The following is a 22203-nucleotide window of genomic DNA, read 5'->3' as shown; positions in this document are numbered from 1 at the left end:
CCGGCCCACCCATGGCATGTGCCTTGCTATGCACTCTGTATCAGGCTCGCACCAACGGCGGTACGGGCCTACGGACAGAGGCGTCGTTTCCCTGCAATGGCCTGTAACGCCAGCCTGGGAAACGGCGCTTTTTTTTCAGAAAAGGCAGGTATTGATGAACGATCCGCTGGCTTGGGTACACGGCAGCGATGCCCCGGAAAAGAGCAGCCTGGACCTTGGGTTCATGGCCCTGACCGATTGCGCCTCGTTGGTGGTCGCCGCCACCCAGGGCTTCGCCCAACCTTACGGCCTCACACTCAACCTCAAGCGCCAGGCGTCCTGGGCCAACCTGCGCGATAAGCTGGTCAGCGGTGAACTCGACGCCGCCCACAGTCTCTACGGGCTGATTTATGCCGTACACCTGGGCATCGGCGGCGTCGCCGCCAGCCCCATGGCAGTGCTGATGGGGCTTAACCAGAATGGCCAGGGCATCAACCTGTCCCACGGCCTGCAACAGCAAGGCGTGATCACTCCTGAGGCGTTGAAAGGCCATGTGCACCAAAGCCGGACAAAACTGACCTTCGCTCAGACGTTTCCCACCGGCACCCATGCCATGTGGTTGTACTACTGGCTGGCGAGCCAAGGCATTCATCCATTGCAGGATGTGAACAGTGTGGTGGTGCCGCCGCCGCAAATGGTGGCGCACCTGCAAGCCGGACGCATCGACGGACTTTGCGTGGGTGAACCCTGGTGCGCCAGCGCAGTGCAACAAAACCAGGGCTTTACCCTGGCGACTAGCCAGGCAATCTGGCCGGACCACCCGGAAAAAGTCCTGGGCTGCACCCAAGCCTTCGCTGACGCGTACCCCAATACCGCACGCGTACTGGTCATGGCGATCCTCGAGGCCAGTCGGTTTATCGAGCAGAGCCGTGAAAACCGCCGCTCTACCGCCCAGTTGCTCAGTGCCAGTGAATACCTCGACGCACCTGTGGGCTGCATCGAACCGCGCCTGCTGGGGCACTATGACGATGGCCTGGGCAACCACTGGCAGGATCCCCATGCACTGCGCTTTTTCGCCGACGGCGAGGTGAACCTGCCTTACCTCAGCGATGGCATGTGGTTCATGACCCAGTTCCGGCGCTGGGGCTTGCTGCGGGAAGACCCTGACTACCTGGGCGTTGCCCGGCAAGTTCAGCAATTGGCACTGTATCGCCAGGCTGCCGAGGCGCTGGGCATTACCGCAGGCGACTCGGACATGCGCCGCAGCCAGTTGCTCGACGGCAAGACCTGGGACGGCAGCGACCCCGCTGGCTACGCCCGCAGCTTCCACCTGCATGCCCTGGCCGATGATGCCAATCGCCAAGCGCTGCGCTGACAGGAGCCCGACGATGCTGCGAATCCTGTTGATCAACGACACCCCGCGCAAGGTCGGGCGCCTCAAGGCCGCATTGACCGAGGCCGGCTTCGAGGTGATCGATGAGTCCGGCTTGACCATCGACCTGCCCGCACGCGTCGAAACAGTGCGTCCTGATGTGATCCTGATCGATACCGAGTCACCCGGGCGCGATGTGATGGAGCAAGTGGTGCTGGTCAGCCGCGATCAGCCACGGCCCATCGTGATGTTCACCGACGAGCACGACCCTAATGTGATGCGCCAGGCCATCAAGTCTGGCGTCAGTGCCTATATCGTCGAAGGTATCCAGGCCCAGCGCCTGCAACCGATCCTCGATGTGGCCATGGCGCGCTTCGAGAGTGACCAGGCCCTGCGCGCCCAGCTTCATGCCCGCGACCAGCAACTGGCCGAACGCAAGCGCATCGAGTTGGCCAAGGGCCTGCTGATGAAGATGAAGAGCTGCAACGAGGAAGAGGCCTACACCCTGATGCGCCGCCAGGCCATGAGCCGTCAACAGAAACTGATCCAGGTGGCGGAGCAGATTATTGCCATGAGCGAGTTGCTCGGCTGATCTGGCTCAGCTCTTGCTAAAGAATTATCACAGGTAGCCAACGGCGGTTGCCCCCTCACGACAAAGACGTCGCCCACCCGGTTTGCCCTCGCGAACCCGGTGGCGGCGTTTTTTCGTTTCTAGACCCCCAACCGTTGAGGTGCGTGATGAAATCAAGCTTCTGGAAATCCGGGCACACCCCGACCCTGTTTGCCGCGTTCCTGTATTTCGACCTGAGCTTCATGGTCTGGTACCTGCTGGGCCCCCTGGCGGTGCAGATTGCCGCTGACTTGCACCTGACCACCCAACAGCGCGGCCTGGTGGTGGCCACCCCGATCCTGGCGGGCGCGGTACTGCGCTTCTTGATGGGGATGCTGGCCGACAAGCTGTCGCCCAAGACCGCCGGGCTGATTGGCCAGGTGATTGTGATCGTGGCGCTGTTCTGCGCCTGGAAACTGGGGATCCACAGCTACGAACAAGCGCTGCTGCTGGGCATGTTCCTGGGCATGGCCGGTGCGTCCTTCGCGGTCGCCCTGCCTTTGGCGTCACAGTGGTACCCCGCGGAGCACCAGGGCAAGGCTATGGGCATCGCCGGCGCCGGTAACTCCGGCACCGTGTTTGCGGCGTTGCTGGCGCCCGTGCTGGCGGCCGCCTTTGGTTGGAGCAATGTATTCGGCTTTGCGCTGATCCCACTGGTGCTGACCCTGATCGTATTCGCCTGGCTTGCGCGCAATGCGCCTGAACGGCCGAAAGCCAAATCCATGGCCGACTACTTCAAGGCCCTGGGCGACCGCGACAGCTGGTGGTTCATGTTTTTCTACAGCGTGACCTTCGGCGGGTTTATCGGCCTGGCCAGCGCCCTGCCCGGCTACTTCAACGACCAGTACGGCCTGAGCCCGGTGACCGCCGGCTACTACACCGCCGCCTGTGTGTTCGGTGGCAGCCTGATGCGCCCATTGGGTGGCGCCCTGGCAGACCGATTCGGCGGGATCAAGACCCTGCTCGGCATGTATAGCGTGGCGGTGATCTGCATTGCGGCAGTGGGGTTCAACTTGCCCAGCTCCTACGCAGCGCTGGCGCTTTTCGTCTGCACCATGCTCGGCCTGGGCGCCGGCAATGGCGCAGTATTCCAACTGGTGCCGCAGCGTTTTCGCAGTGAGATCGGCGTCATGACCGGCCTGATCGGCATGGCCGGTGGCATCGGTGGCTTCGCCCTTGCGGCGGGCATGGGCGCCATCAAGCAGAGTACTGGCAGCTATCAACTGGCCCTGTGGTTGTTCGCCAGCCTCGGTGTGTTGGCCTGGTTCGGCCTGCATGGGGTGAAACGGCGCTGGAGAACCACCTGGGGTTCGGCCGCCGTGACCGCCGCCCGCGTCTGATGAGCCTGCAACTGAGCGTCGCCCAGGCCAGTGCCATCGGCCCGCGCAGCGAGAACCAGGACGCGCTGCGGGTGGTCACGCCCATGGCGGAACTGGCCGCGAGCAAAGGCTACCTGTGCGCGCTGGCCGACGGCGTCAGCCAGTGCGCCGACGGTGGCCTGGCCGCACGCTCGACCCTGCAGGCCCTGGCCCTGGACTACTACGCTACGCCACAGACCTGGGGCGTGGCCCAGGCGCTGGAGCGCTTGTTACTGGCGCAGAATCGCTGGTTGCAAGCCAACGGCGGCGGCCAACCGTTGCTCACCACCCTGAGCGCCCTGGTGTTTCGCGGCCAGCGTTTCACCCTGGCCCATGTCGGTGATTGCCGGGCGTATCGTTGGCTTGACGGAGAGTTGCAACGCATCAGCGAAGACCACGTGTGGGAACAGCCGGGCATGCAACATGTGCTCAAGCGCGCCCTCGGCCTGGATCAGCATCTGGTGCTGGATTTCCTCGATGGCCCATTGCGCGAGGGCGAGTGTTTCCTGCTACTCAGCGATGGGGTGTGGGCCACGCTGGGCGATCACAGCATCGGCGCGATCCTGCGCGAACAAAGCGACCTCGAGCTGGCCGTCAACACCCTGGTCAACGCCGCCCACCTGGCGGGTAGTCAAGACAACGCCAGCGCCTTGCTGGTGCGCATCGATCAACTCGGCGCGGCCACCCTCGGCGACGCCTTGGTGCAGTTGCAGCAATGGCCACTGCCGCCACCGCTGAAAGTCGGGCAAACCTTTGAAGGCTGGCAGGTGCAAAGCGTGCTGGCGCAGAGTCGGCAGTCGCTGCTGTACCGCGTGCACGACGCCCAGGGGCAACCCTGGCTGCTCAAGACCTTGCCGTTGCGTTGCGACGATACCGACGCCGCCCAGGCCTTGTTATCGGAGGAATGGTTTCTGCGCCGGGTCGCCGGCCGGGCCTTTCCCGAAGTGCATGCCGCCAGTGGCCGTCAGCATTTGTACTACGTGATGCGCGAATACGCCGGGCAAACCCTGGCCCAACTGTTCCAACAACAGGGCCCGCTGCCGTTGGCACAATGGCAGTCGATTGCCGAACGCTTGCTGCGCGCCGTGGGCCTGTTGCATCGCCGGCAGATCCTGCACCGCGACATCAAGCCAGAAAACCTGCTGCTGGGAGAAGATGGAGAACTGCGGGTGCTGGACTTCGGCCTGGCCTATTGCCCCGGGCTCTCCGAGGACCGTGCGCAACTGCTGCCCGGCACCCCGAGTTTCATCGCGCCCGAGGCGTTCGCTGGCGAGCAGCCTACGGCACAACAGGACTTATATAGCGTCGGCGTGACCTTGTATTACCTGCTGACTGGGCATTACCCCTACGGTGAAATCGAGGCCTTCCAACGGCCCAGGTTTTCCCAACCCGTCAGCGCCAGCCGTTATCGCCCCGACTTGCCGGAATGGTTGCCACACAGCCTGGAACGAGCGGTGACCGCTGTCTCGGCCCAACGTTATGAAACCGCCGAAGAATGGCTGTTGGTGCTGGAACAGGCCGATCGCCGCGAATTGAGCGTACGCCCACGCCCTTTGCTCGAACGCGAACCCTTGAAAGTCTGGCAGACCCTGGCGTTGGCTTCGCTGCTACTCAATCTGGTGCTGCTGTACTGGCTGATGCACCACTAACGGGCAGAATGCGCCGACTCTCTGTGTAAACGCTCAGTAAACCTGGGCTATAGGGACTTGGCACAGCTGCTGCATTAACGTTCCCAACACCCCACATATAGCCGCTCCTTCAACGACGAAGGGCCGAGCTTCCCGAGAGAACGGGACCAGGACAAAGGCGTCCTCGCTAGCTGACTAGCGGGGATGCCTTTTTTGTTTGCGCACGATTTGTCGAGCCATTGCGGAGAACGACATGAAAAAACTCAAACTGGTGATGATCGGCAACGGCATGGCCGGGGTTCGCACCCTTGAAGAACTGCTCAAGCTGAGCAACGAGCTGTACGACATCACCGTGTTCGGCGCCGAGCCTCACACCAACTACAACCGCATCCTGCTGTCGCCGGTACTGGCCGGTGAACAAACCTTCGAAGAGATCGTGCTCAACGACCTGGATTGGTACCTGGACAACAACGTCAAACTGCTGCTCAACCGCAAAGTGGTGCAGATCGACCGAGTCAAGCGCAAAGTCATCGCCGAAGACGGCACCGAGGCCGAATATGACCGCCTGCTGATCGCCACCGGGTCCACGCCGTTTATCCTGCCAATTCCCGGCAACAGCTTGCAGGGCGTGATTGGTTACCGCGACATTGCCGATACACAGGCGATGATCGACACCGCCAAGACCCACAAGCATGCGGTGGTGATCGGCGGCGGCCTGCTCGGCCTGGAAGCGGCCAACGGCCTGATGCTGCGCGGCATGCACGTGACGGTGGTGCACATCGGTGAATGGCTGCTGGAGCGGCAACTGGACAAGACCAGCGGCCAGCTACTGCAAACCGAACTGGAAAGTCGCGGCCTGGTGTTTCGCCTGTGCGAGCAAACCCAGGCCCTGCACGATGCCGGCAATGGCCGCGTCGGCTCGGTGCAGTTCAAGAATGGCGACATCATCCCGGCCGACCTGGTGGTGATGGCTGCCGGCATCCGCCCCAATACCGAACTCGCGGAAAAGTCCGGCATCCCCTGCAACCGTGGGATCCTGGTCAACGACACAATGCAAACCTACGACCCGCGTATCTATGCGATCGGTGAATGCGCCAGCCATCGCGGCATCGCCTATGGCCTGGTGGCACCCTTGTTCGAACAGGCCAAGGTCTGCGCCAACCACCTGGCCCAATTGGGCTTTGCCACTTACAAAGGCTCGGTGACCTCGACCAAGCTGAAAGTCACCGGCATCGACCTGTTCTCCGCCGGCGACTTCATGGGCGGCGAAGGCACCGAGACCATCACGCTCTCCGACCCGATTGGCGGCGTGTACAAGAAGCTGGTGATCAAGGACGACATCCTGGTCGGCGCCTGCCTGTACGGCGATACCGCCGATGGCGGCTGGTATTTCCGCCAGATCCGTGAGAACCACGCCATCGGTGAAATCCGCGATCATCTGATGTTCGGTGAAAATGCACTCGGCGATGTCGGCCACCAAGGCCAGGACAAAGCCATGAGCATGGCCGACAGCGCCGAAGTCTGCGGCTGCAACGGCGTGTGCAAGGGCACCATCGTCAAGGCGATCCAGGAACAAGGGCTGTTCAGTGTCGATGAGGTGAAAAAACACACCAAGGCCGCCAGTTCCTGCGGCTCCTGTGCCGGGCTGGTCGAGCAGATCCTGATCAACACCGTGGGCGGCGCCGCCGACGTCAAACCCAAAAGTGAAAAAGCCATCTGTGGCTGCAGCGACCTCAACCACGGGCAGATCCGCCAGGCCATCCGCGAGCAGCACCTGCTGACCATCGACAGCACCATGCGCTACCTGAACTGGCGCACCCCCAATGGCTGCGCCACCTGCCGCCCGGCCCTCAACTATTACCTGATCTCCACCTGGCCCGGCGAAGCCAAGGACGACCCGCAATCGCGGCTGATCAACGAACGGGCCCACGCCAATATTCAAAAAGACGGCACCTACTCTGTGGTCCCACGGATGTGGGGCGGCGTGACCAATCCTTCGGAGTTGCGCCGCATCGCCGATGTGGCCGACAAGTACAACGTGCCGATGGTCAAGGTCACCGGCGGCCAGCGCATTGACTTGCTCGGTATCAAGAAGCAGGACTTGCCAGGGGTATGGAAGGACCTGGATATGCCGTCCGGGCATGCCTATGGCAAATCCATCCGCACCGTCAAAACCTGTGTGGGCAGCGAGTTCTGCCGGTTTGGCACGCAGAACTCGACGCAACTGGGCATCGAGCTGGAGCATGACCTGTTCAATATGTGGTCGCCCCACAAGGTCAAGTTGGCGGTCTCCGGGTGCCCACGCAACTGCTCGGAAGCGGGCATCAAGGACGTAGGCATTATCGGTGTCGACTCGGGCTGGGAGATGTACATCGGTGGCAACGGCGGGATCAAGACCGAAGTCGCGGAGTTCTTCGTCAAGGTGAAGACCGCAGAGGAAGTGCGCGAATACAACGGCGCATTCCTGCAGCTATACCGCGAAGAAGCCTTCTACCTGGAGCGCACCGTGCACTACCTGCAGCGGGTGGGCATGGAGCATATCAAGAAGGCTGTGCTGGAAGACCCGGCCCGCCGCCAGGCCCTCAATGAGCGTTTGCAGTTCTCGTTGTCATTCGAGCAGGACCCGTGGAAAGAACGCCTGGAACAGCCGCTGCTGAAAAAGGAATTCGACGTGATCCCCGTCAAACAACTGGAGGTCTCGCTATGAACTGGCTGGATATCTGCGCGCTCGATGAAATCAACGCCCTGGGCTCGCGCATCATCAGCGGGCCGAAAGGTGACATTGCGATTTTTCGCACCAGTGACGATGAAGTCTTTGCCCTCGACGACCGCTGCCCACACAAAGGCGGGCCGCTGTCCCAAGGCTTGATCTACGGCAAGCGGGTGGCCTGCCCGCTGCACAACTGGCAGATCGACCTGGCGACTGGCCAAGCCCAGGCCCCGGATATCGGCTGCGCCCACCATCATCAAGCCCGGGTCGAAAACGGCCGGGTGATGCTGGCCCTGCGGGACGCGGGTTGATGAACCGCCAGACCACCGCGTCCACCTGTTGTTATTGCGGGGTGGGCTGCGGCGTGCTGATCGAGCATGACGGCGAACAGATCCTGGGGGTGCAAGGCGACCCCAGCCATCCGGCCAACTTCGGCAAGTTGTGCAGCAAAGGCGCGAGCCTGCACCTGACCGGCGACTTGAGCGCCCGTGCTCTTTACCCGCAATTGCGCTTGGGCAAAGAACTGGCGCGCGCCCGCACCGACTGGGACACCGCCCTGGACCACGCGGCCAACGTGTTCGCCGATACTATTGCCGAACACGGGCCCGACAGTGTGGCGTTCTATATCTCCGGGCAACTGCTGACCGAGGACTACTACAGCTTCAACAAGCTGGCCCGCGCATTGGTGGGCACCAATAATATCGACAGCAATTCTCGGCTGTGCATGTCTTCGGCGGTGGTCGGCTACAAGCGCAGCCTGGGCGCCGATGCGCCGCCGTGCAGCTATGAAGACCTGGAAAACAGCGACTGCGTGATGATCGTCGGCAGCAATATGGCCTACGCCCACCCGGTATTGTTCCGACGCCTGGAGCAAGCCAAGGCACAACGCCCGCAGATGAAAGTGCTGGTGATTGACCCTCGGCGTACCGACACCTGCGACTTGGCCGACCTGCACTTGGCCATCTTGCCGGGAACGGATGTGGCGTTGTTCCACGGGATTTTGCATTTACTGCTGTGGGAAGACTGGATCGACCGTGCGTTTATCCAGGCCCATACCGACGGCCTGGCCGAACTCAAGCGCCTGGTGCATGACTACACGCCGCAGATGGTCACGCAGCTGTGCGGCATCAGCGTCGAACAACTGCGCCTGTGTGCGCAGTGGGTCGGCACCTCCAGCAGCTTTTTGTCGCTGTGGTGCATGGGGCTTAACCAATCCACCGCCGGCAGCGCCAAAAACAGCGCGTTGATCAACCTGCATCTAGCCACGGGGACCATTGGCCGGCCGGGCTGCGGGCCGTTTTCCCTGACCGGCCAACCGAACGCCATGGGCGGGCGCGAAACCGGCAGCCTGTCCAACTTGCTGCCGGGCCACCGCGAAGCAGCCAACCCTGAACACCGCGCTGAAGTGGCGGCCTATTGGGGCGTGGAACAACTGCCCGCGACTACGGGCCTTACCGCCATCGAACTGTTTGAACAGGTGCAGGCTGGCAAGATCAAGGCGTTGTGGATTGCCTGTACCAACCCTGCCCAATCGCTGCCCGACCAGAACGCGGTGCGCGCCGCTTTGGCAGCGTGCCCGTTCGTGGTGTTGCAGGAAGCGTTTCGTACCACCGAAACCGCCGCCTATGCCGACCTGCTACTGCCCGCCGCCAGTTGGGGTGAAAAAGACGGCACGGTGACCAACTCCGAGCGGCGTATTTCCCACGTGCGCCGTGCCATCAACCCACCGGGTGAAGCACGCGCGGATTGGGCGATCACGGTGGATTTCGCACAGCGCCTGGAGCGTCGTCTGCGTCCGGCGTTGCCGAGCCTGTTCGCCTTTGAGCAAGCGGCGCAGCTGTTTGATGAATTCAAGTCACTGACCCAAGGCCGTGACCTGGATATGTCCGGCATCAGCCACGCCCTGCTCGACCGGCTCGGCCCGCAGCAGTGGCCCTTTCCCGAGGGTGCGCAAGCGGGTACGTCGCGCCTGTACACCGACGGCATTTTCCCTACTGACACGGGCCGGGCGCGATTTGTCGCCGAGCCTTACCGAGCCGCCAAGGAACAGCGCGATGCGCGATTCCCCCTGACCCTGATCACCGGTCGCCTGCGTGATCAATGGCACGGGATGAGCCGCACCGGCACGGCAGCGCAGCTGTTCGGGCACGTCAGTGAAGCATTGTTGAGCCTGCATCCGGATGAGCTACGCCGCCACCGCTTCAAAGAGGGTGACCTGGTCAGCCTGAAAAGCCGTCGCGGCAGCGTGATCGTCGCCGTCGGCAGCGATGACAGTGTGCGTCCCGGCCAAGCGTTTCTGCCCATGCACTGGGGCGACCGCTTTCTCAAGGGCGGCGTCAATACCCTCACTCAACCGGCGTTCGACCCTTTGTCCAAGCAGCCGGAGCTCAAGCACAGCGGTGTGCGCCTGGAAGCAGTGCAACTGCCGTGGCAGCTGTTTGCGCTGATCGAAGGCGATGTACAGCAGCACTTCGAAGCCTTGCGCCCACTGTGTGAAACCTTTGCCTACGTCAGCCTGAGCCTGGCTGGCCGTGAACGCCCCGCGCTGCTGGTGCGCGCCGCGCATACCGAGGCGCCCGACCTGCAACTCTTGACCCGTATCGACCAACTGCTGGGCCTCAACGACGGCCCGGTAATGGCCTATGACGACCCGCGCCGCTCAATCGGCAAGCGCGTAAAAATCGAGAAAGGTCGCATCACCGCCCTGCGCCTGGCCGGCGAAACCCTGGCCCGTCACTGGCTGCAAAGCCTGTGGCTGGAAGGCCGGGCCGATGAGCAACTGCGGCGCTGGTTACTGGCGCCCTTGAGCGCGCCGCCGGGCGGTACCACGGCCAGCAACAAGATTGTGTGCAACTGCAAGAACGTCAGCGAAAACGCCGTGTGTGCCGGTATCGGCAGCGGCCTGGACCTGGATGGCCTCAAACAGGCCCTGGGCTGCGGCACCCAATGCGGCTCCTGCGTGCCGGAAATCAAACGTCTTTTGGCCAGCAACCCGCAGCCAATCGCCATCAGTGTGTAAGGGGAACAACATGAGCGCAAAAGTGTGGCTGGTAGGCGCAGGACCGGGTGACCCGGAGTTGCTGACCCTGAAAGCGGTCCGGGCTCTGCAGGCAGCGGACGTCGTGCTGATTGATGATCTGGTCAACCCGACAGTACTGGAACACTGCACCAGCGCTCGGGTAATTACCGTCGGCAAGCGCGGGGGATGTCGTTCTACCCCGCAGGATTTTATTCACCGCCTGATGTTGCGTTATGCACGCCAGGGCAAGTGCGTGGTACGCCTTAAAGGCGGTGACCCGTGTATTTTTGGCCGCGGTGGCGAGGAGGCAACCTGGCTGCGCGAGCGTGGAATCGAGGTGGAATTGGTCAATGGCATCACCTCAGGGCTGGCCGGGGCGACCCAGTGTGACATCCCTTTGACCTTGCGCGGGGTGAGCCGCGGAGTGACCTTGGTCACCGCGCATACCCAGGATGACAGTAGCTTGAACTGGCGTGCGCTGGCGGAGGGTGGAACCACGCTGGTGGTATATATGGGCGTGGCGAAGCTGGAAGAAATCCGCGAACAGCTGCTCAACGGCGGCATGGCTGCGGATATGCCGGTGGCAATGATCGAAAACGCTTCATTGCCCCAGCAACGCGAATGCCGCAGCTCCCTGGCGGCCATGCATGAAGCTGCAAAAGCCTTTGCACTGAAGAGCCCGGCCATCCTGGTGATTGGCCAGGTTGCCGGCGCCGCACAGATGGCTAGCATCGCCGCTGCGGCAAGCGCCTGAGGCAAATCGCAGGCGAAAAAAAGCCCGGCCTGAGCCGGGCTTTTCTTTACTACTCAGTAATTACTGAGCGGTAGCTTCAACCGACGCTTCTACGCGACGGTTAACAGCGCGACCAGCTTCAGTTGCGTTGTCAGCAACTGGGCGGGATTCGCCGTAACCAACAGCAGTTACACGGCTAGGAGCAACGCCGTCTTTAACCAGGACTTGCTTAACAGCGTCAGCACGACGCTGGGACAGCTTCTGGTTGTAAGCGTCTGGACCTACGGAGTCAGTGTGACCAGCAACTTCTACGTTGGTAGCTGGGTACTGAGCCATGAAGTCGGCCAGGTTTTTAACGTCGCCGTAGCTGTTAGGCTTAACAACGGCCTTGTCGAAGTCGAACTTAACGTCCAGCTCAACACGAACAACCTGAGCAACCGGAGCTTCTGGCTCTGGAACTGGCTCTGGAGCTGGTGCTGGGGTAGGAGCTGGAGCAGCTGCGCCAGCGTTACCGCCGAAGTTCACGCCCAGGCCAACCAGTGCGGAGTAGTCCCACTTGCCGTTGTCCAGACCGTAGTCAGCTTCAACACCAGCACGAGCGTACAGGTTGTTGGTGAAGTAGTACTTCACGCCGGTACCGATGGTAGCGAAAGTGGTCTGGTCGCGACCGCTGTGGCCGTCAGCCTGAACGTTGGTACGGCTCTGGTGGCCGAAACCGCCTTCAACGTATGGACGCAGGCTATCAACGCCAGCCTGACCGAAGTGGTACTGAGCAACGAGGCTGCCAGTGTCACCTTTGATCTTCTGGTTGCCAGTGCCGTCGTTCGAACGGGTGTGGTTGGTCTTGTCGTACGACAGATTCAACGACAGATCGTCGGTCAGGAAGTAACCAATGCGAGCGCCTGGGTTGAAGCCGTCTTCGATGTGCTTAACGCTATCGTTGTACTGCTTCTTGTAGAACAGCTCGCCTTCAACTGCGCCTTGGCCTTGTGCCAGAACGCCGAAAGAAGTAGCGGCAATAAGAGAACCAATGGCCAAGCCCAAGGTGTTTTTCAGTTTCATCCGTTAAATCCCCATCTGGTGATTGTAAAGCAGTCCCACAAACCGGGGGACAACTCGGCGACAAGTCTAACAGAACTTGCCTACACGTAAGAGATATTTGCTACGCACTAAGTTTCAGTCTCGCCCGCAAATTTCTCACGTAATTTATCAAGAGCACGCTTGTACCGCATTTTTGTAGCACTCAAACCCATATGCATGATGTCAGCGATTTCCTGAAATTCCAGCTCTGCGACAAATCGAAGCACCAGAATTTCGCGGTCAATCGGGTTCACATGCACCAACCAGCGATCAAGTCCGCCCTTTTCCTCGGGTGCCGGCGCCTTCTCTTCAGACGCCTCCTCAAGGGGGTCCAGACTCAAAGCGTCCATCAAGCGACGCTTTCGCCGTTCCTTCCGATACTGCGTGATGCACTCGTTGTACGTGATGCTGTACAGCCAGGTCTTGAACTTCGATTTGCCCTCGAAGTTCTTCAGGCCGTATAGCACCTTGAGCATCACTTCCTGACAGACATCATCCGCGTCTCTATCGTTCCCCAAATACCTTGAACAAACGTTGAACAGAGTGCGTTGATACCTGCGCATCAATTCTTCGTACGCGCGTGTTACGTGAAACAGCTCCGTGTGCGAGCGCGCGACCAACTCCTCATCAGAGAGCTCACGGGGGTCATAGCGCGTGGACAGCGTTTGGGCTTTATTCAAAACAAGTCGTGCCGACAGTCAGGTCAATGTCCGCTGCAACCCGGTCACCCGGGTTTGCGGCGGCGTACATTAGCAGGATTTGCCGGATTAGCGGCTACTGACCTGCTGCTCCAGGAGAATCCGGTTCGACAGCGACACCAGTTCCCCGTCATCGGTCAGCACGGTCGTCTTGACTGTGCCGATCTCCTCGATTTGCCCTTCGACCTCGCCCACACGCACCTGTTGCCCAACTTGATACAGCTCACGCACATAGATTCCCGCAAGAATCTGACCGGCAATTTCCCGGCTTCCCAACCCCATGGCCAGCGCAACTGCCAGACCAACGGTAATCAAAACAATCACAATAACGTGGTTGAGCAGGTCAGTCTTGACCTCCAACTGGCTGATCGCGACGGAAATACTGATGATGATCACCAGCCCCTGTGCGATTCGCCCCAGGCCTGCCGCGTAGTCCAACCCCACGCCTTCGGCGGCCCCGCGCACCAGCCCGTTGGCCAGTTGCGCGAGTAAAACCCCCACCAGCAGCACCAGCGCGCCGCCGAAAACTTTCGGCAAATACAGTGCCAGCATGTCGAGCGTAGCTGAAACTCGCTCAAGTCCAAGGGACTGCGCTGCAGAAACCAGAAAAATAAGTAGAACAAACCAATAGACGATCTTGCCGATCAGGGTCGAAATCGGTACTTGCAACCCCGCGCGGCCGAGCAATTTGGTCAGGCCAGTGCCGGCCATCAGGCGATCGAGCCCCAGTTTGGCGAGCAATTTGGACAGCAGGGTATCGAGCAGCTTGGCCACGACAAAACCCAGCAATACCAGAACCAGGGCACCAAACAGGTTGGGAATGAAATTCGCCACCTTGGTCCACAATGCGGTCATCGCGGTGACCAGGCTCTGGGTCCAGAGATCAAGTTCCATATTCAATCAGCCTTATCAGCAGTGCTAGCAAGAGGTTTACGACGGGAAACCGGTGATACATGGGCCGAACCATTGTTCAGGGCCATCATCAACGCTGGCAACCAACGCCCGAGCAGACCGAACAGGTCACCCGCCCCTACCTGACGGTTGGCGGTTTTCAGTACGCGGCCCAGGCAGGCATCGTCATCACGGTTGGATGGCGAAGCATTGAGCATGTCACGCAAAGACTGTTCGAACGGATCGTGCATAGAGACCTCTCGCAAGTGATTTAAAAGACGAGGGTAAAATTCATCGGGTCACATCGGCCCTTTCTTACGTTCAGGTCATATTCAGGTCAAACCCAGCGCAATCGCCGAAACAGCCACCATTGCCCCAGTGCCACAGACACCATCAACAGGCACGCAATCATGAATCCATAAGGGCTGGCAGAGAACGGAATGCCGCCCACATTGATACCGAGCAAACCGGTGAGAAAACTCATCGGCAAGAAGATCCCGGTGATGATCCCGAAGCGGTACATGGTGCGGTTCATGCGCAGGCTCAAGCGCCGGTCCTCAGCCTCCAGCACAAGCCCCACGCGCTCTCTGGCCAATTCCAGCTCTTCCAGGTAACGGGTCAGGCTGTTGTGCAGTTCGTTCCAATAGTCGGCATCGTCGTCGCAGAACCACGCCAATTTGATTCGTGTCAGTTGGGCGAAAATATCCCGCTGGGGGGCCAGGAAGCGCTTGAGTCCGGCGGCTCTTCGACGGATCTGCAGAACGCTGCCGTGCTCCGGGGTATACCGTTCGTCGGCATCGAGTTTTTCTTCCTCGGAATCGACGATTTCAGACAAGCCAGCGACCAGATCCTGCACTTTGTTGGTCAGGTACTGAGCCATATAAAGGATGAGTTCAGACGCCGTCTTGGGGCCTTTGCCGTCTGCCAGTTGCACCAGCAACTCATCGGTAGCGCGCAAGGGGCGCAAACGCAGGGAAATCACTCGGTTGGCGGCGGCGAAGATGCGCACCGACACCATATCTTCCGGCTCCGCGCCTGGGTTGAGATTGATCCCGCGCAGAAACAACAGCAATTCGGCGTCCGGCAGCGGCAACAGGCGTGGACGGGTGTTTTCCTCCAGCAGCAAGTCACAGGCAAACTCGCTCAGGCCGCTGGATTTACGCAGCCAGGTCTGGGTTTGAGGATGGCTGCGATCCCAGTGCAGCCACAGGCTTTCCTGGGGCTGCAACTGCAAATCGTCGAGCTCAGTCCGGGCAATCGAACGCGCACCGCCTTTACCGTCCAGCACCAGGGCATGCACCAGCCCCCATTGCGCGTTTTCTTCTTCGAACATCCTCACCCCGATCGGTTGCGGCAGTTTATTCAGGCATTTTCAGCGGGCTGGGTGACACGATCACCCCGTTGTTATCGGCATAAATGTACTCACCGGGGCGGAACGTCACGCCTGCGAATGTCACCGGCACGTTCAGGTCGCCAAGGCCGCGCTTGTCGGTTTTTTTCGGATGAGAGGCCAGGGCCTGCACACCCAGGTCGGTCTGGGCGATGACGTCTACGTCACGGATGCACCCGTAAATCACCAGCCCTTCCCAACCATTTTTCGCGGCTTTCTCGGCAATCATGTCACCCAGCAACGCGCAGCGCAGCGAACCACCACCGTCTACCACCAGCACTTTACCAGCGCCCGGCAGGTCAGCCTGCGCCTTGACCAGCGAGTTATCCTCGAAGCATTTGAGGGTGACTATCTCGCCACCAAAGGAGTCTCGGCCACCGAAGTTGCTGAACATCGGCTCCACTACCTGCACCAGCTCCGGGTAGGCGTCACACAGGTCGGGGGTCACGTAATGGTTCATCGAGAAACTCCTGTCATCAAAGAAGAGGTCGAACATCCACGGTGTACATCAAGAAAACGCCCCGCGACAGGCATTCTTTAAGCGCCTGCGGGTGGGCGGCGGCCATGATCAAACCACGATCAGCGCAACGCAATACACGTTACGCGACTGAATATGACCAGAAGCGCGTGGCGCGTCATATCTTAGCCGCAACCATTCAAGAGTGAAACGCCCTTGGTAGAGCGTTTCGTCAAACCGCTGCGGACACCTCGGGTTGCGTACCCAACAAGGGTGTCAGCGGGTCGTTCAACCAACGCTCGACCAAAGGCCACACTTGGGCCTGGGCCGCTTTGCTGACCAGCATCTGCACATGGCCGAAATCCTCGCTGAAACCTTGCTGACGTCCCAGGCACAGGTACTGGCGATGCTCGCTGCCCACTTGCTCGAAGAGCTTGCGGCAGGCCCAGTCCGGGTCTTGCCGGTCGCCCGCTGCGCTCACCGCCAACAGCGGCACATCGACCTGCGCCAAGCCTTTCCACCAGTCATGCTCGGCATCGCCAAACCGGCCGAACAGGCCGTTCCAACGCATCGCTTCGATCATCACGCCGGCCGGCTCGTCCTCGGGCCCACGCTTGAAGCGCGGGCCGGACAGATGGGCAAGGCGCTTGAGGATAAAGCGACCGCTCCACTCCACCGGTGGAATTTTCAACGGCCAGTGGGTGCGACTGACCTGGCAGCCGAACAACGCCACCGAGGCCACCCCTGATGCATCCAAGTGCTGCCCACCCAAGGCCGCAGCCAGGGTAGTGGCACCGAGGGAATGCCCGATCCAGTGCGGAATCTGCCCGCTTTGCTCACACACAAACGCCCCCACGGCCGGCAAATCGTAGCGCGCGTAATCGGCGACACGGTTTCTGGCGTAGTCGTGATTGCGTTTGGACAAACCATGGCCGCGCATTTCCGGGATCCACACATCAAATCCACGACGCGCCAGGTAAGCCCCCAGGCCGATACCTTTGGGCGAATACCAGAATCGCCGGTTGGAAAAACTGCCATGCAACAAAATAATCGGCGTGCCCCGGTTTTCCGGGACATCGGCCAGGCCCAAACGGGTAACCGCCAGCTCGACGGTGCCGTCCGGGCTGTTACCGGGTTTGAGCCGGTAGACGTCTTCACTCAGGTCGCCGCGACGTTCAGCGCTGATCAGGGCGACAGGAAACAGATGGCTGCTGCTTTGCATAATGCTCTTGCACAAAAAAGGGCGGCGTCCCCAAGGATTCCCGCCCTGTACAGATAAGAATGCCGGTCACTCGCAACGAGTGACCGGCACTTTTGACCACGCGACCTTAGGCGGACGCTTGGCCTTCAGCCAGGAAGAACCAGGTTTCCAGCACGGAATCGGGGTTCAGCGAGACGCTCTCGATCCCCTGCTCCATCAGCCATTTGGCCAGGTCAGGGTGGTCCGAAGGGCCTTGGCCGCAGATACCGATGTACTTGCCAGCCTTGTTACAAGCCTGGATGGCGTTGGCCAGCAGCTTCTTGACCGCTGGGTTACGCTCGTCGAACAGGTGGGCGATGATCCCCGAATCGCGGTCCAGGCCCAAGGTCAACTGGGTCAGGTCGTTGGAGCCGATGGAGAAACCGTCGAAGAACTCCAGGAACTCTTCAGCCAGGATGGCGTTGGACGGCAATTCGCACATCATGATCACGCGCAGCCCGTTCTCGCCGCGGGTCAAACCGTTTTCTGCCAGCAGGTCCACCACCTGGCTCGCTTCGCCCAGGGTGCGCACGAACGGCACCATGATCTCGACGTTGGTCAGGCCCATCTCGTTGCGCACACGCTTGAGCGCACGGCATTCGAGCTCGAAGCAGTCACGGAAGGCTTCGCTGATGTAACGCGAGGCGCCGCGGAAACCCAGCATCGGGTTTTCTTCTTCCGGCTCGTAGAGCTTGCCACCGATCAGGTTCGCGTATTCATTGGACTTGAAGTCCGACAGGCGCACGATGACCTTTTTCGGGTAGAACGCCGCAGCCAGGGTGCTGATGCCTTCGACCAGTTTCTCGACGTAGAAACCTACCGGGTCGTTGTAGCCGGCGATGCGCTTGTCGACGCTTTCCTTGATGTCCAGCGGCAGCCCGTCATAATAGTTCAGCAGTGCCTTGGGGTGCACGCCGATCATGCGGTTGATGATGAATTCCAGGCGGGCCAGGCCCACACCGGCGTTCGGCAACTGCGCGAAATCAAAGGCGCGGTCCGGGTTGCCGACGTTCATCATGATCTTGAACGGCAGGTCGGGCATGGCGTCGATGGAGTTTTGCTTGATATCGAAGCCCAGCTCACCTTCGAAGATAAAGCCGGTATCGCCTTCGGCGCAGGAAACGGTCACGCCCTGGCCATCCTTGAGCAGTTGAGTGGCGTTGCCGCAACCCACGACTGCCGGAATCCCCAGCTCACGGGCAATGATCGCCGCGTGGCAGGTACGCCCGCCACGGTTGGTGACAATGGCACTGGCGCGCTTCATCACCGGTTCCCAATCCGGGTCGGTCATGTCGGAAACCAGTACGTCACCCGGCTGGACCTTGTCCATCTCGGACACGTCCTTGATGATCCGCACCTTGCCTGCGCCAATGCGCTGGCCAATGGCACGGCCTTCCACCAGCACGGTGCCGGTTTCCTTGAGCAGGTAGCGCTCCATGACGTTGGCCGAAGTGCGGCTCTTCACGGTTTCCGGGCGAGCCTGCACGATGTACAGCTTGCCGTCGTCACCGTCCTTGGCCCACTCTATGTCCATCGGGCACTTGTAGTGCTTTTCGATGATCATCGCTTGTTTGGCCAACTCGCTGACTTCAGCGTCGGTCAGGCAGAAACGCGCACGCTCGGCCTTGTCGACCTCAACGGTTTTGACCGAGCGACCGGCCTTGGCCTCGTCGCCGTAGATCATCTTGATGGCTTTGCTGCCCAGGTTACGGCGCAGGATGGCCGGGCGACCCGCTTCGAGGGTGCCCTTGTGTACGTAGAATTCGTCGGGGTTGACCGCGCCTTGTACGACGGTTTCGCCCAGGCCGTAGGCGCCGGTGATAAACACCACGTCACGGAAACCGGATTCGGTATCCAGGGTGAACATCACGCCGGCAGTGCCGGTTTCCGAACGCACCATGCGCTGCACACCGGCAGACAGGGCCACCAGCTTGTGGTCGAAACCCTGGTGTACGCGATAGGAAATCGCACGGTCGTTAAAGAGGGAGGCAAACACTTCCTTGGCCGCGCGGATCACGTTTTCGACGCCGCGAATGTTGAGGAAGGTTTCCTGCTGGCCCGCAAAGGAGGCGTCCGGCAAGTCTTCGGCGGTGGCAGAGGAACGCACGGCAACAGCCATGTCCGGGTTACCGGCCGACAGAGTGGCGAAGGCGGTGCGAATTTCTTCGTTGAGCTTCTCGGGGAACTCGGCTTCCATGATCCACTGGCGGATCTGGGCGCCGGTCTTGGCCAGGGCGTTGACGTCATCGACGTCCAGGGCGTCCAGCGCGGCGTGGATCTGGGCGTTGAGGCCGCTCAGCTCGAGGAAGTCGCGGTAAGCCTGGGCCGTGGTGGCGAAACCACCGGGCACCGAGACACCAGCGCCTGCAAGATTACTGATCATCTCGCCGAGGGATGCGTTCTTGCCCCCCACATGCTCTACATCATGGACGCCGAGCTTATCGAGGGAAACTACGTACTCTACCAAGGTGATCTCTCCACTTTCTGTGTTGGAAAAGCTCAGGACGCGGGTTGCTCAGTAGGAGCTAACGCCAGCGCTTGTGGCCTGGACCTGGAAAATAAGTGAGAATGCGGCCCACTGCGGGACGGCAAAATCGCGCCTATCATATCCAAGATTCGCCATCAGCTTAAGGCCCAGGGCTCAAATGAAACGATCTGCTTTCTTTATTTCCGACGGCACCGGCATCACAGCCGAAACATTGGGCCAGAGCCTGCTCGCGCAGTTCGAAAACATTACCTTCGCCAAATTCACCCGGCCTTATATAGACAGCGTGGATAAAGCGCGGGCCATGGTACAACAAATCAATCTGGCGGCTGAAAAAGACGGTTTTCGCCCGATCATTTTCGACACCATCGTCAATCAAGACATTCGTGAGATTCTCGCAACGTCGAATGGTTTCATGATCGACATTTTCTCTACCTTCCTGGCGCCGCTGGAACAGGAGTTGAGTGAACATTCGTCCTATTCCGTCGGAAAGTCCCATTCCATCGGGCATAACTCCAACTATATGGAGCGTATCGAGGCGGTGAACTTCGCCCTCGACAACGACGACGGTGCCCGCACCCACTACTACGACAAGGCCGACCTGATCCTGGTGGGCGTGTCGCGTTGCGGCAAGACCCCTACCTGCCTGTACATGGCCATGCAATTCGGTATTCGTGCGGCCAACTACCCGCTGACCGAAGACGACATGGAGCACCTGACCCTGCCCGCCGCCTTGCGCGCGCATTCACACAAGCTGTTCGGCCTGACCATCGACCCGGACCGGCTGACCGCCATCCGCAACGAACGCAAGCCCAACAGCCGCTACTCCAGCTATGCCCAGTGCGAATTTGAAGTGCGTGAAGTAGAAAATCTGTTTCGCCGGGAGAATATTGCGCACATCAATTCCACGCATTTTTCGGTGGAAGAGATTTCGGCGAAGATTCTGGTGGAGAAGGGTGTGGAGCGGCGCTTCAAGTGATCTGATCGTTCCCACGCTCTGCGTGGGAACGCCGCCTGGGACGCTCCGCGTCCCGCAATAGCGACGCGGAGCGTCGCAAGATGGATTCCCACGCAGAGCGTGGGAACGAGCAATAACGCGGTCTCACAGATGAAACCGCCCGCCCCCCTGCCCCAACGCCGTCGCCAGCGCATCAAACCCCTCGCGCAATAACTGATCATCACCCGACGTGTTGCAGATACTCGCCCGAATAAACTGCGGCACCGCCGTCTGCCCCACGGCAAACGCCTCGGCGGTGGCGATCAGGTAATTGTTCTGCTTGAGCTCCGCCTCGATTTCCGAGGCGCGCCAGGGCTCCGGTACTTCGATCCAGAAGTGCGGGCTATTGGGGTGGGTGCGATACGCCAGGCCGGTCAATAAATCTTCGACCAGCGTCTTGCGACGGCTGATCTCGTTGATCTGCTGACGCAACAAATATTCCGCCGTGCCGTTTTCAATCCACTGGGTCGCCAGTTCCAGGGTCACAGGTGTGGCCATCCAGCAGGTCGAACGTAGCGCCGCCGAGATGCGGCTGACCAGCGCCGGCGGCGCATGCACGTAGCCCACCCGCAAACCGGCCGATACCGCCTTGCTCAGGCTGCTGATCAAGATCGTACGCTCAGGCGCGAAATAGCTGAGGGGCGGCGGACGGTCCTCCACCAGCACACCGTGGGCTTCGTCCTCCAGAATCAGCAGGTTATGTTCGCGACACACCCTGGCCAAGGCTTCGCGGCGCGCCACCGACAACACAGCGGTGGTCGGATTCTGGATAGTCGGCGTGCAGTACAACGCCGAAATACGGTGATTGCGACAGACCTCATCCAGCGCCGTGGGCAGTACGCCTTCCTCATCCATCTCCAGGCCGATCAGCCGCACCCCCAGCATACGCGCAGCGGTAATCAGCCCGGGATAAGTCAACTGCTCGGTGACCACCGTATCGCCAGCACGCAGCAACGCCATCATGGCGCACAGCAAGCCGTGCTGGCCGCCGTTGACGCAGATGACCTGCTCGGGAATCGGATGAAACTCGCGCTGCACCAGCCATTGCGCGCCCGCTTCACGGTAACGCGGCAGGCCGGCGTCGGGGGTGTAGGCGCTGATGTCCTGGAGGAACTTGGCGTTGGTCGACAGGGTTTGAAAGCTCTGGGCGAGAAACACCGTCTCTTGCCCGGGAATGTGCATGTTGCGGCTCATGTCGAAGTACTGGCGCGGCTCCTCGCTGAAATTACGAAAGCCCTCATCACGCTGGCGCTCCATCCCACGCTTGCGCACGAAGGTGCCGTCACCTACCCGTGCAACCACTAGGCCCAGGCGTTCCAGTTCACCGTAGGCCCGGCTGATGGTGCCGATGGTCACGCCTAAATTGTCGGAAAGCACCCGATGGGGCGGCAGTTTTCGTCCCGGTTCAATCAAGCCTTCGAGGATGCCCCGTTCCATCACATCAGACAGGCGCTTGTACTTCACGCCCTGCCCGTTGGACAGGCCCTCACGCATAATTGACACCATGTCAATATTTGTTTTGACAGCCATCTTTCGCCCTAATAGTGTGCTTTTAC

18 protein-coding genes are annotated in these 22203 nt (G+C 60.5%); 9 read left to right on the top strand and 9 right to left on the bottom strand.

Features of this window, described 5'->3' with window-relative positions:
* The first annotated feature begins 154 nt into the window (after positions 1 to 154).
* The 8 genes from GIV26_RS23910 (at position 155) to cobA (ending at position 11430) form a co-directional block, all read left to right on the top strand.
* A complete protein-coding gene (locus tag GIV26_RS23910) occupies positions 155 to 1354 on the top strand; it encodes a CmpA/NrtA family ABC transporter substrate-binding protein (RefSeq protein ID WP_236282446.1) in 1200 nt (399 codons plus the stop codon).
* A 13-nt stretch (positions 1355 to 1367) separates the two neighbouring features.
* Complete coding sequence (locus tag GIV26_RS23905; protein ID WP_003193274.1) at positions 1368 to 1943, top strand: ANTAR domain-containing response regulator; 576 nt, start codon at positions 1368 to 1370, stop codon at positions 1941 to 1943.
* 146 nt (positions 1944 to 2089) lie between these two features.
* Positions 2090 to 3301, top strand: coding sequence for a nitrate/nitrite transporter (locus GIV26_RS23900; protein ID WP_032903097.1), 1212 nt, complete (start codon positions 2090 to 2092; stop codon positions 3299 to 3301).
* Positions 3301 to 4968 carry a bifunctional protein-serine/threonine kinase/phosphatase gene (locus tag GIV26_RS23895; RefSeq protein WP_186526539.1) on the top strand — a complete coding sequence of 556 codons (1668 nt, stop codon included), beginning with the start codon at positions 3301 to 3303 and terminating at the stop codon, positions 4966 to 4968. The genes GIV26_RS23900 and GIV26_RS23895 overlap by 1 nt, the downstream gene beginning before the upstream one ends.
* Before the next feature lie 232 nt (positions 4969 to 5200).
* A complete protein-coding gene (gene nirB, locus GIV26_RS23890; protein ID WP_034128365.1) occupies positions 5201 to 7654 on the top strand; it encodes a nitrite reductase large subunit NirB in 2454 nt (817 codons plus the stop codon).
* Positions 7651 to 7968 (top strand): nitrite reductase small subunit NirD, encoded by a 318-nt coding sequence (gene nirD / locus GIV26_RS23885; protein WP_014719483.1) that lies wholly within the window; start codon positions 7651 to 7653, stop codon positions 7966 to 7968. The genes nirB and nirD overlap by 4 nt, the downstream gene beginning before the upstream one ends.
* Positions 7968 to 10676, top strand: a complete 2709-nt coding sequence (locus tag GIV26_RS23880; RefSeq protein ID WP_236282444.1) for a nitrate reductase — start codon at positions 7968 to 7970, stop codon at positions 10674 to 10676. Before nirD ends, GIV26_RS23880 begins: the two co-directional genes overlap by 1 nt.
* Before the next feature lie 10 nt (positions 10677 to 10686).
* On the top strand, positions 10687 to 11430 hold the full coding sequence (gene cobA / locus GIV26_RS23875) for a uroporphyrinogen-III C-methyltransferase (RefSeq protein ID WP_057976264.1): 744 nt from the start codon (positions 10687 to 10689) through the stop codon (positions 11428 to 11430).
* Between the two features lie 60 nt (positions 11431 to 11490).
* Here cobA and GIV26_RS23870 read toward each other — a convergent pair whose 3' ends face one another.
* The 8 genes from GIV26_RS23870 to ppsA all read right to left on the bottom strand — a co-directional run bounded on the left by GIV26_RS23870 (position 11491) and on the right by ppsA (position 19632).
* Positions 11491 to 12471: an OmpA family protein gene (locus GIV26_RS23870; RefSeq protein ID WP_019820540.1), complete on the bottom strand. Its 981-nt coding sequence runs from the start codon at positions 12469 to 12471 to the stop codon at positions 11491 to 11493.
* 107 nt (positions 12472 to 12578) lie between these two features.
* Positions 12579 to 13169 (bottom strand): RNA polymerase sigma factor SigX, encoded by a 591-nt coding sequence (sigX, locus tag GIV26_RS23865; protein ID WP_003193286.1) that lies wholly within the window; start codon positions 13167 to 13169, stop codon positions 12579 to 12581.
* 87 nt (positions 13170 to 13256) lie between these two features.
* Positions 13257 to 14081, bottom strand: a complete 825-nt coding sequence (locus GIV26_RS23860; protein ID WP_003193288.1) for a mechanosensitive ion channel family protein — start codon at positions 14079 to 14081, stop codon at positions 13257 to 13259.
* 2 nt (positions 14082 to 14083) lie between these two features.
* On the bottom strand, positions 14084 to 14329 hold the full coding sequence (locus GIV26_RS23855) for a hypothetical protein (protein ID WP_014719486.1): 246 nt from the start codon (positions 14327 to 14329) through the stop codon (positions 14084 to 14086).
* Between the two features lie 86 nt (positions 14330 to 14415).
* A complete protein-coding gene (locus tag GIV26_RS23850) occupies positions 14416 to 15411 on the bottom strand; it encodes a zinc transporter ZntB (protein ID WP_014719487.1) in 996 nt (331 codons plus the stop codon).
* 25 nt (positions 15412 to 15436) lie between these two features.
* Positions 15437 to 15928 (bottom strand): ribonuclease E activity regulator RraA, encoded by a 492-nt coding sequence (gene rraA / locus GIV26_RS23845; RefSeq protein WP_014719488.1) that lies wholly within the window; start codon positions 15926 to 15928, stop codon positions 15437 to 15439.
* Positions 15929 to 16157: 229 nt separating this feature from the next.
* Positions 16158 to 17147: an alpha/beta fold hydrolase gene (locus GIV26_RS23840; RefSeq protein WP_236282442.1), complete on the bottom strand. Its 990-nt coding sequence runs from the start codon at positions 17145 to 17147 to the stop codon at positions 16158 to 16160.
* Between the two features lie 106 nt (positions 17148 to 17253).
* The gene (gene ppsA / locus GIV26_RS23835) at positions 17254 to 19632 is read right to left on the bottom strand and encodes a phosphoenolpyruvate synthase (RefSeq protein ID WP_236282440.1); all 2379 of its coding nucleotides are present in this window, start codon (positions 19630 to 19632) and stop codon (positions 17254 to 17256) included.
* A 178-nt stretch (positions 19633 to 19810) separates the two neighbouring features.
* Here ppsA and ppsR point away from each other — a divergent pair, with 178 nt between their 5' ends.
* Positions 19811 to 20629: a posphoenolpyruvate synthetase regulatory kinase/phosphorylase PpsR gene (gene ppsR, locus GIV26_RS23830; RefSeq protein WP_003193298.1), complete on the top strand. Its 819-nt coding sequence runs from the start codon at positions 19811 to 19813 to the stop codon at positions 20627 to 20629.
* Positions 20630 to 20752: 123 nt separating this feature from the next.
* On the opposite strand, the gene GIV26_RS23825 is transcribed toward ppsR, so the two are convergent.
* Positions 20753 to 22177 carry an aminotransferase-like domain-containing protein gene (locus GIV26_RS23825; protein WP_034128356.1) on the bottom strand — a complete coding sequence of 475 codons (1425 nt, stop codon included), beginning with the start codon at positions 22175 to 22177 and terminating at the stop codon, positions 20753 to 20755.
* Positions 22178 to 22203: the final 26 nt, after the last annotated feature.

It is taken from the genome of Pseudomonas sp. PA-1-3F, from assembly GCF_021609665.1.
In the GTDB taxonomy this organism is placed as follows: Bacteria; Pseudomonadota; Gammaproteobacteria; order Pseudomonadales; family Pseudomonadaceae; genus Aquipseudomonas; species Aquipseudomonas paracarnis.
The sequence above is the reverse complement of the archived record's forward strand: the minus strand, read 5'-3'. Positions and strand labels throughout refer to the sequence as shown.

What these genes read in the sequence shown, in the direction of transcription:
- GIV26_RS23910 (WP_236282446.1), top strand. Translation starts at nt 155, where the DNA reads ATGAACGATCCGCTGGCTTGGGTACACGGCAGCGATGCCCCGGAAAAG.
- GIV26_RS23905 (WP_003193274.1), top strand. Translation starts at nt 1,368, where the DNA reads ATGCTGCGAATCCTGTTGATCAACGACACCCCGCGCAAGGTCGGGCGC.
- GIV26_RS23900 (WP_032903097.1), top strand. Translation starts at nt 2,090, where the DNA reads ATGAAATCAAGCTTCTGGAAATCCGGGCACACCCCGACCCTGTTTGCC.
- GIV26_RS23895 (WP_186526539.1), top strand. Translation starts at nt 3,301, where the DNA reads ATGAGCCTGCAACTGAGCGTCGCCCAGGCCAGTGCCATCGGCCCGCGC.
- nirB (WP_034128365.1), top strand. Translation starts at nt 5,201, where the DNA reads ATGAAAAAACTCAAACTGGTGATGATCGGCAACGGCATGGCCGGGGTT.
- nirD (WP_014719483.1), top strand. Translation starts at nt 7,651, where the DNA reads ATGAACTGGCTGGATATCTGCGCGCTCGATGAAATCAACGCCCTGGGC.
- GIV26_RS23880 (WP_236282444.1), top strand. Translation starts at nt 7,968, where the DNA reads ATGAACCGCCAGACCACCGCGTCCACCTGTTGTTATTGCGGGGTGGGC.
- cobA (WP_057976264.1), top strand. Translation starts at nt 10,687, where the DNA reads ATGAGCGCAAAAGTGTGGCTGGTAGGCGCAGGACCGGGTGACCCGGAG.
- GIV26_RS23870 (WP_019820540.1), bottom strand. Translation starts at nt 12,471, where the DNA reads ATGAAACTGAAAAACACCTTGGGCTTGGCCATTGGTTCTCTTATTGCC.
- GIV26_RS23860 (WP_003193288.1), bottom strand. Translation starts at nt 14,081, where the DNA reads ATGGAACTTGATCTCTGGACCCAGAGCCTGGTCACCGCGATGACCGCA.
- GIV26_RS23855 (WP_014719486.1), bottom strand. Translation starts at nt 14,329, where the DNA reads ATGCACGATCCGTTCGAACAGTCTTTGCGTGACATGCTCAATGCTTCG.
- GIV26_RS23850 (WP_014719487.1), bottom strand. Translation starts at nt 15,411, where the DNA reads ATGTTCGAAGAAGAAAACGCGCAATGGGGGCTGGTGCATGCCCTGGTG.
- rraA (WP_014719488.1), bottom strand. Translation starts at nt 15,928, where the DNA reads ATGAACCATTACGTGACCCCCGACCTGTGTGACGCCTACCCGGAGCTG.
- GIV26_RS23840 (WP_236282442.1), bottom strand. Translation starts at nt 17,147, where the DNA reads ATGCAAAGCAGCAGCCATCTGTTTCCTGTCGCCCTGATCAGCGCTGAA.
- ppsR (WP_003193298.1), top strand. Translation starts at nt 19,811, where the DNA reads ATGAAACGATCTGCTTTCTTTATTTCCGACGGCACCGGCATCACAGCC.
- GIV26_RS23825 (WP_034128356.1), bottom strand. Translation starts at nt 22,177, where the DNA reads ATGGCTGTCAAAACAAATATTGACATGGTGTCAATTATGCGTGAGGGC.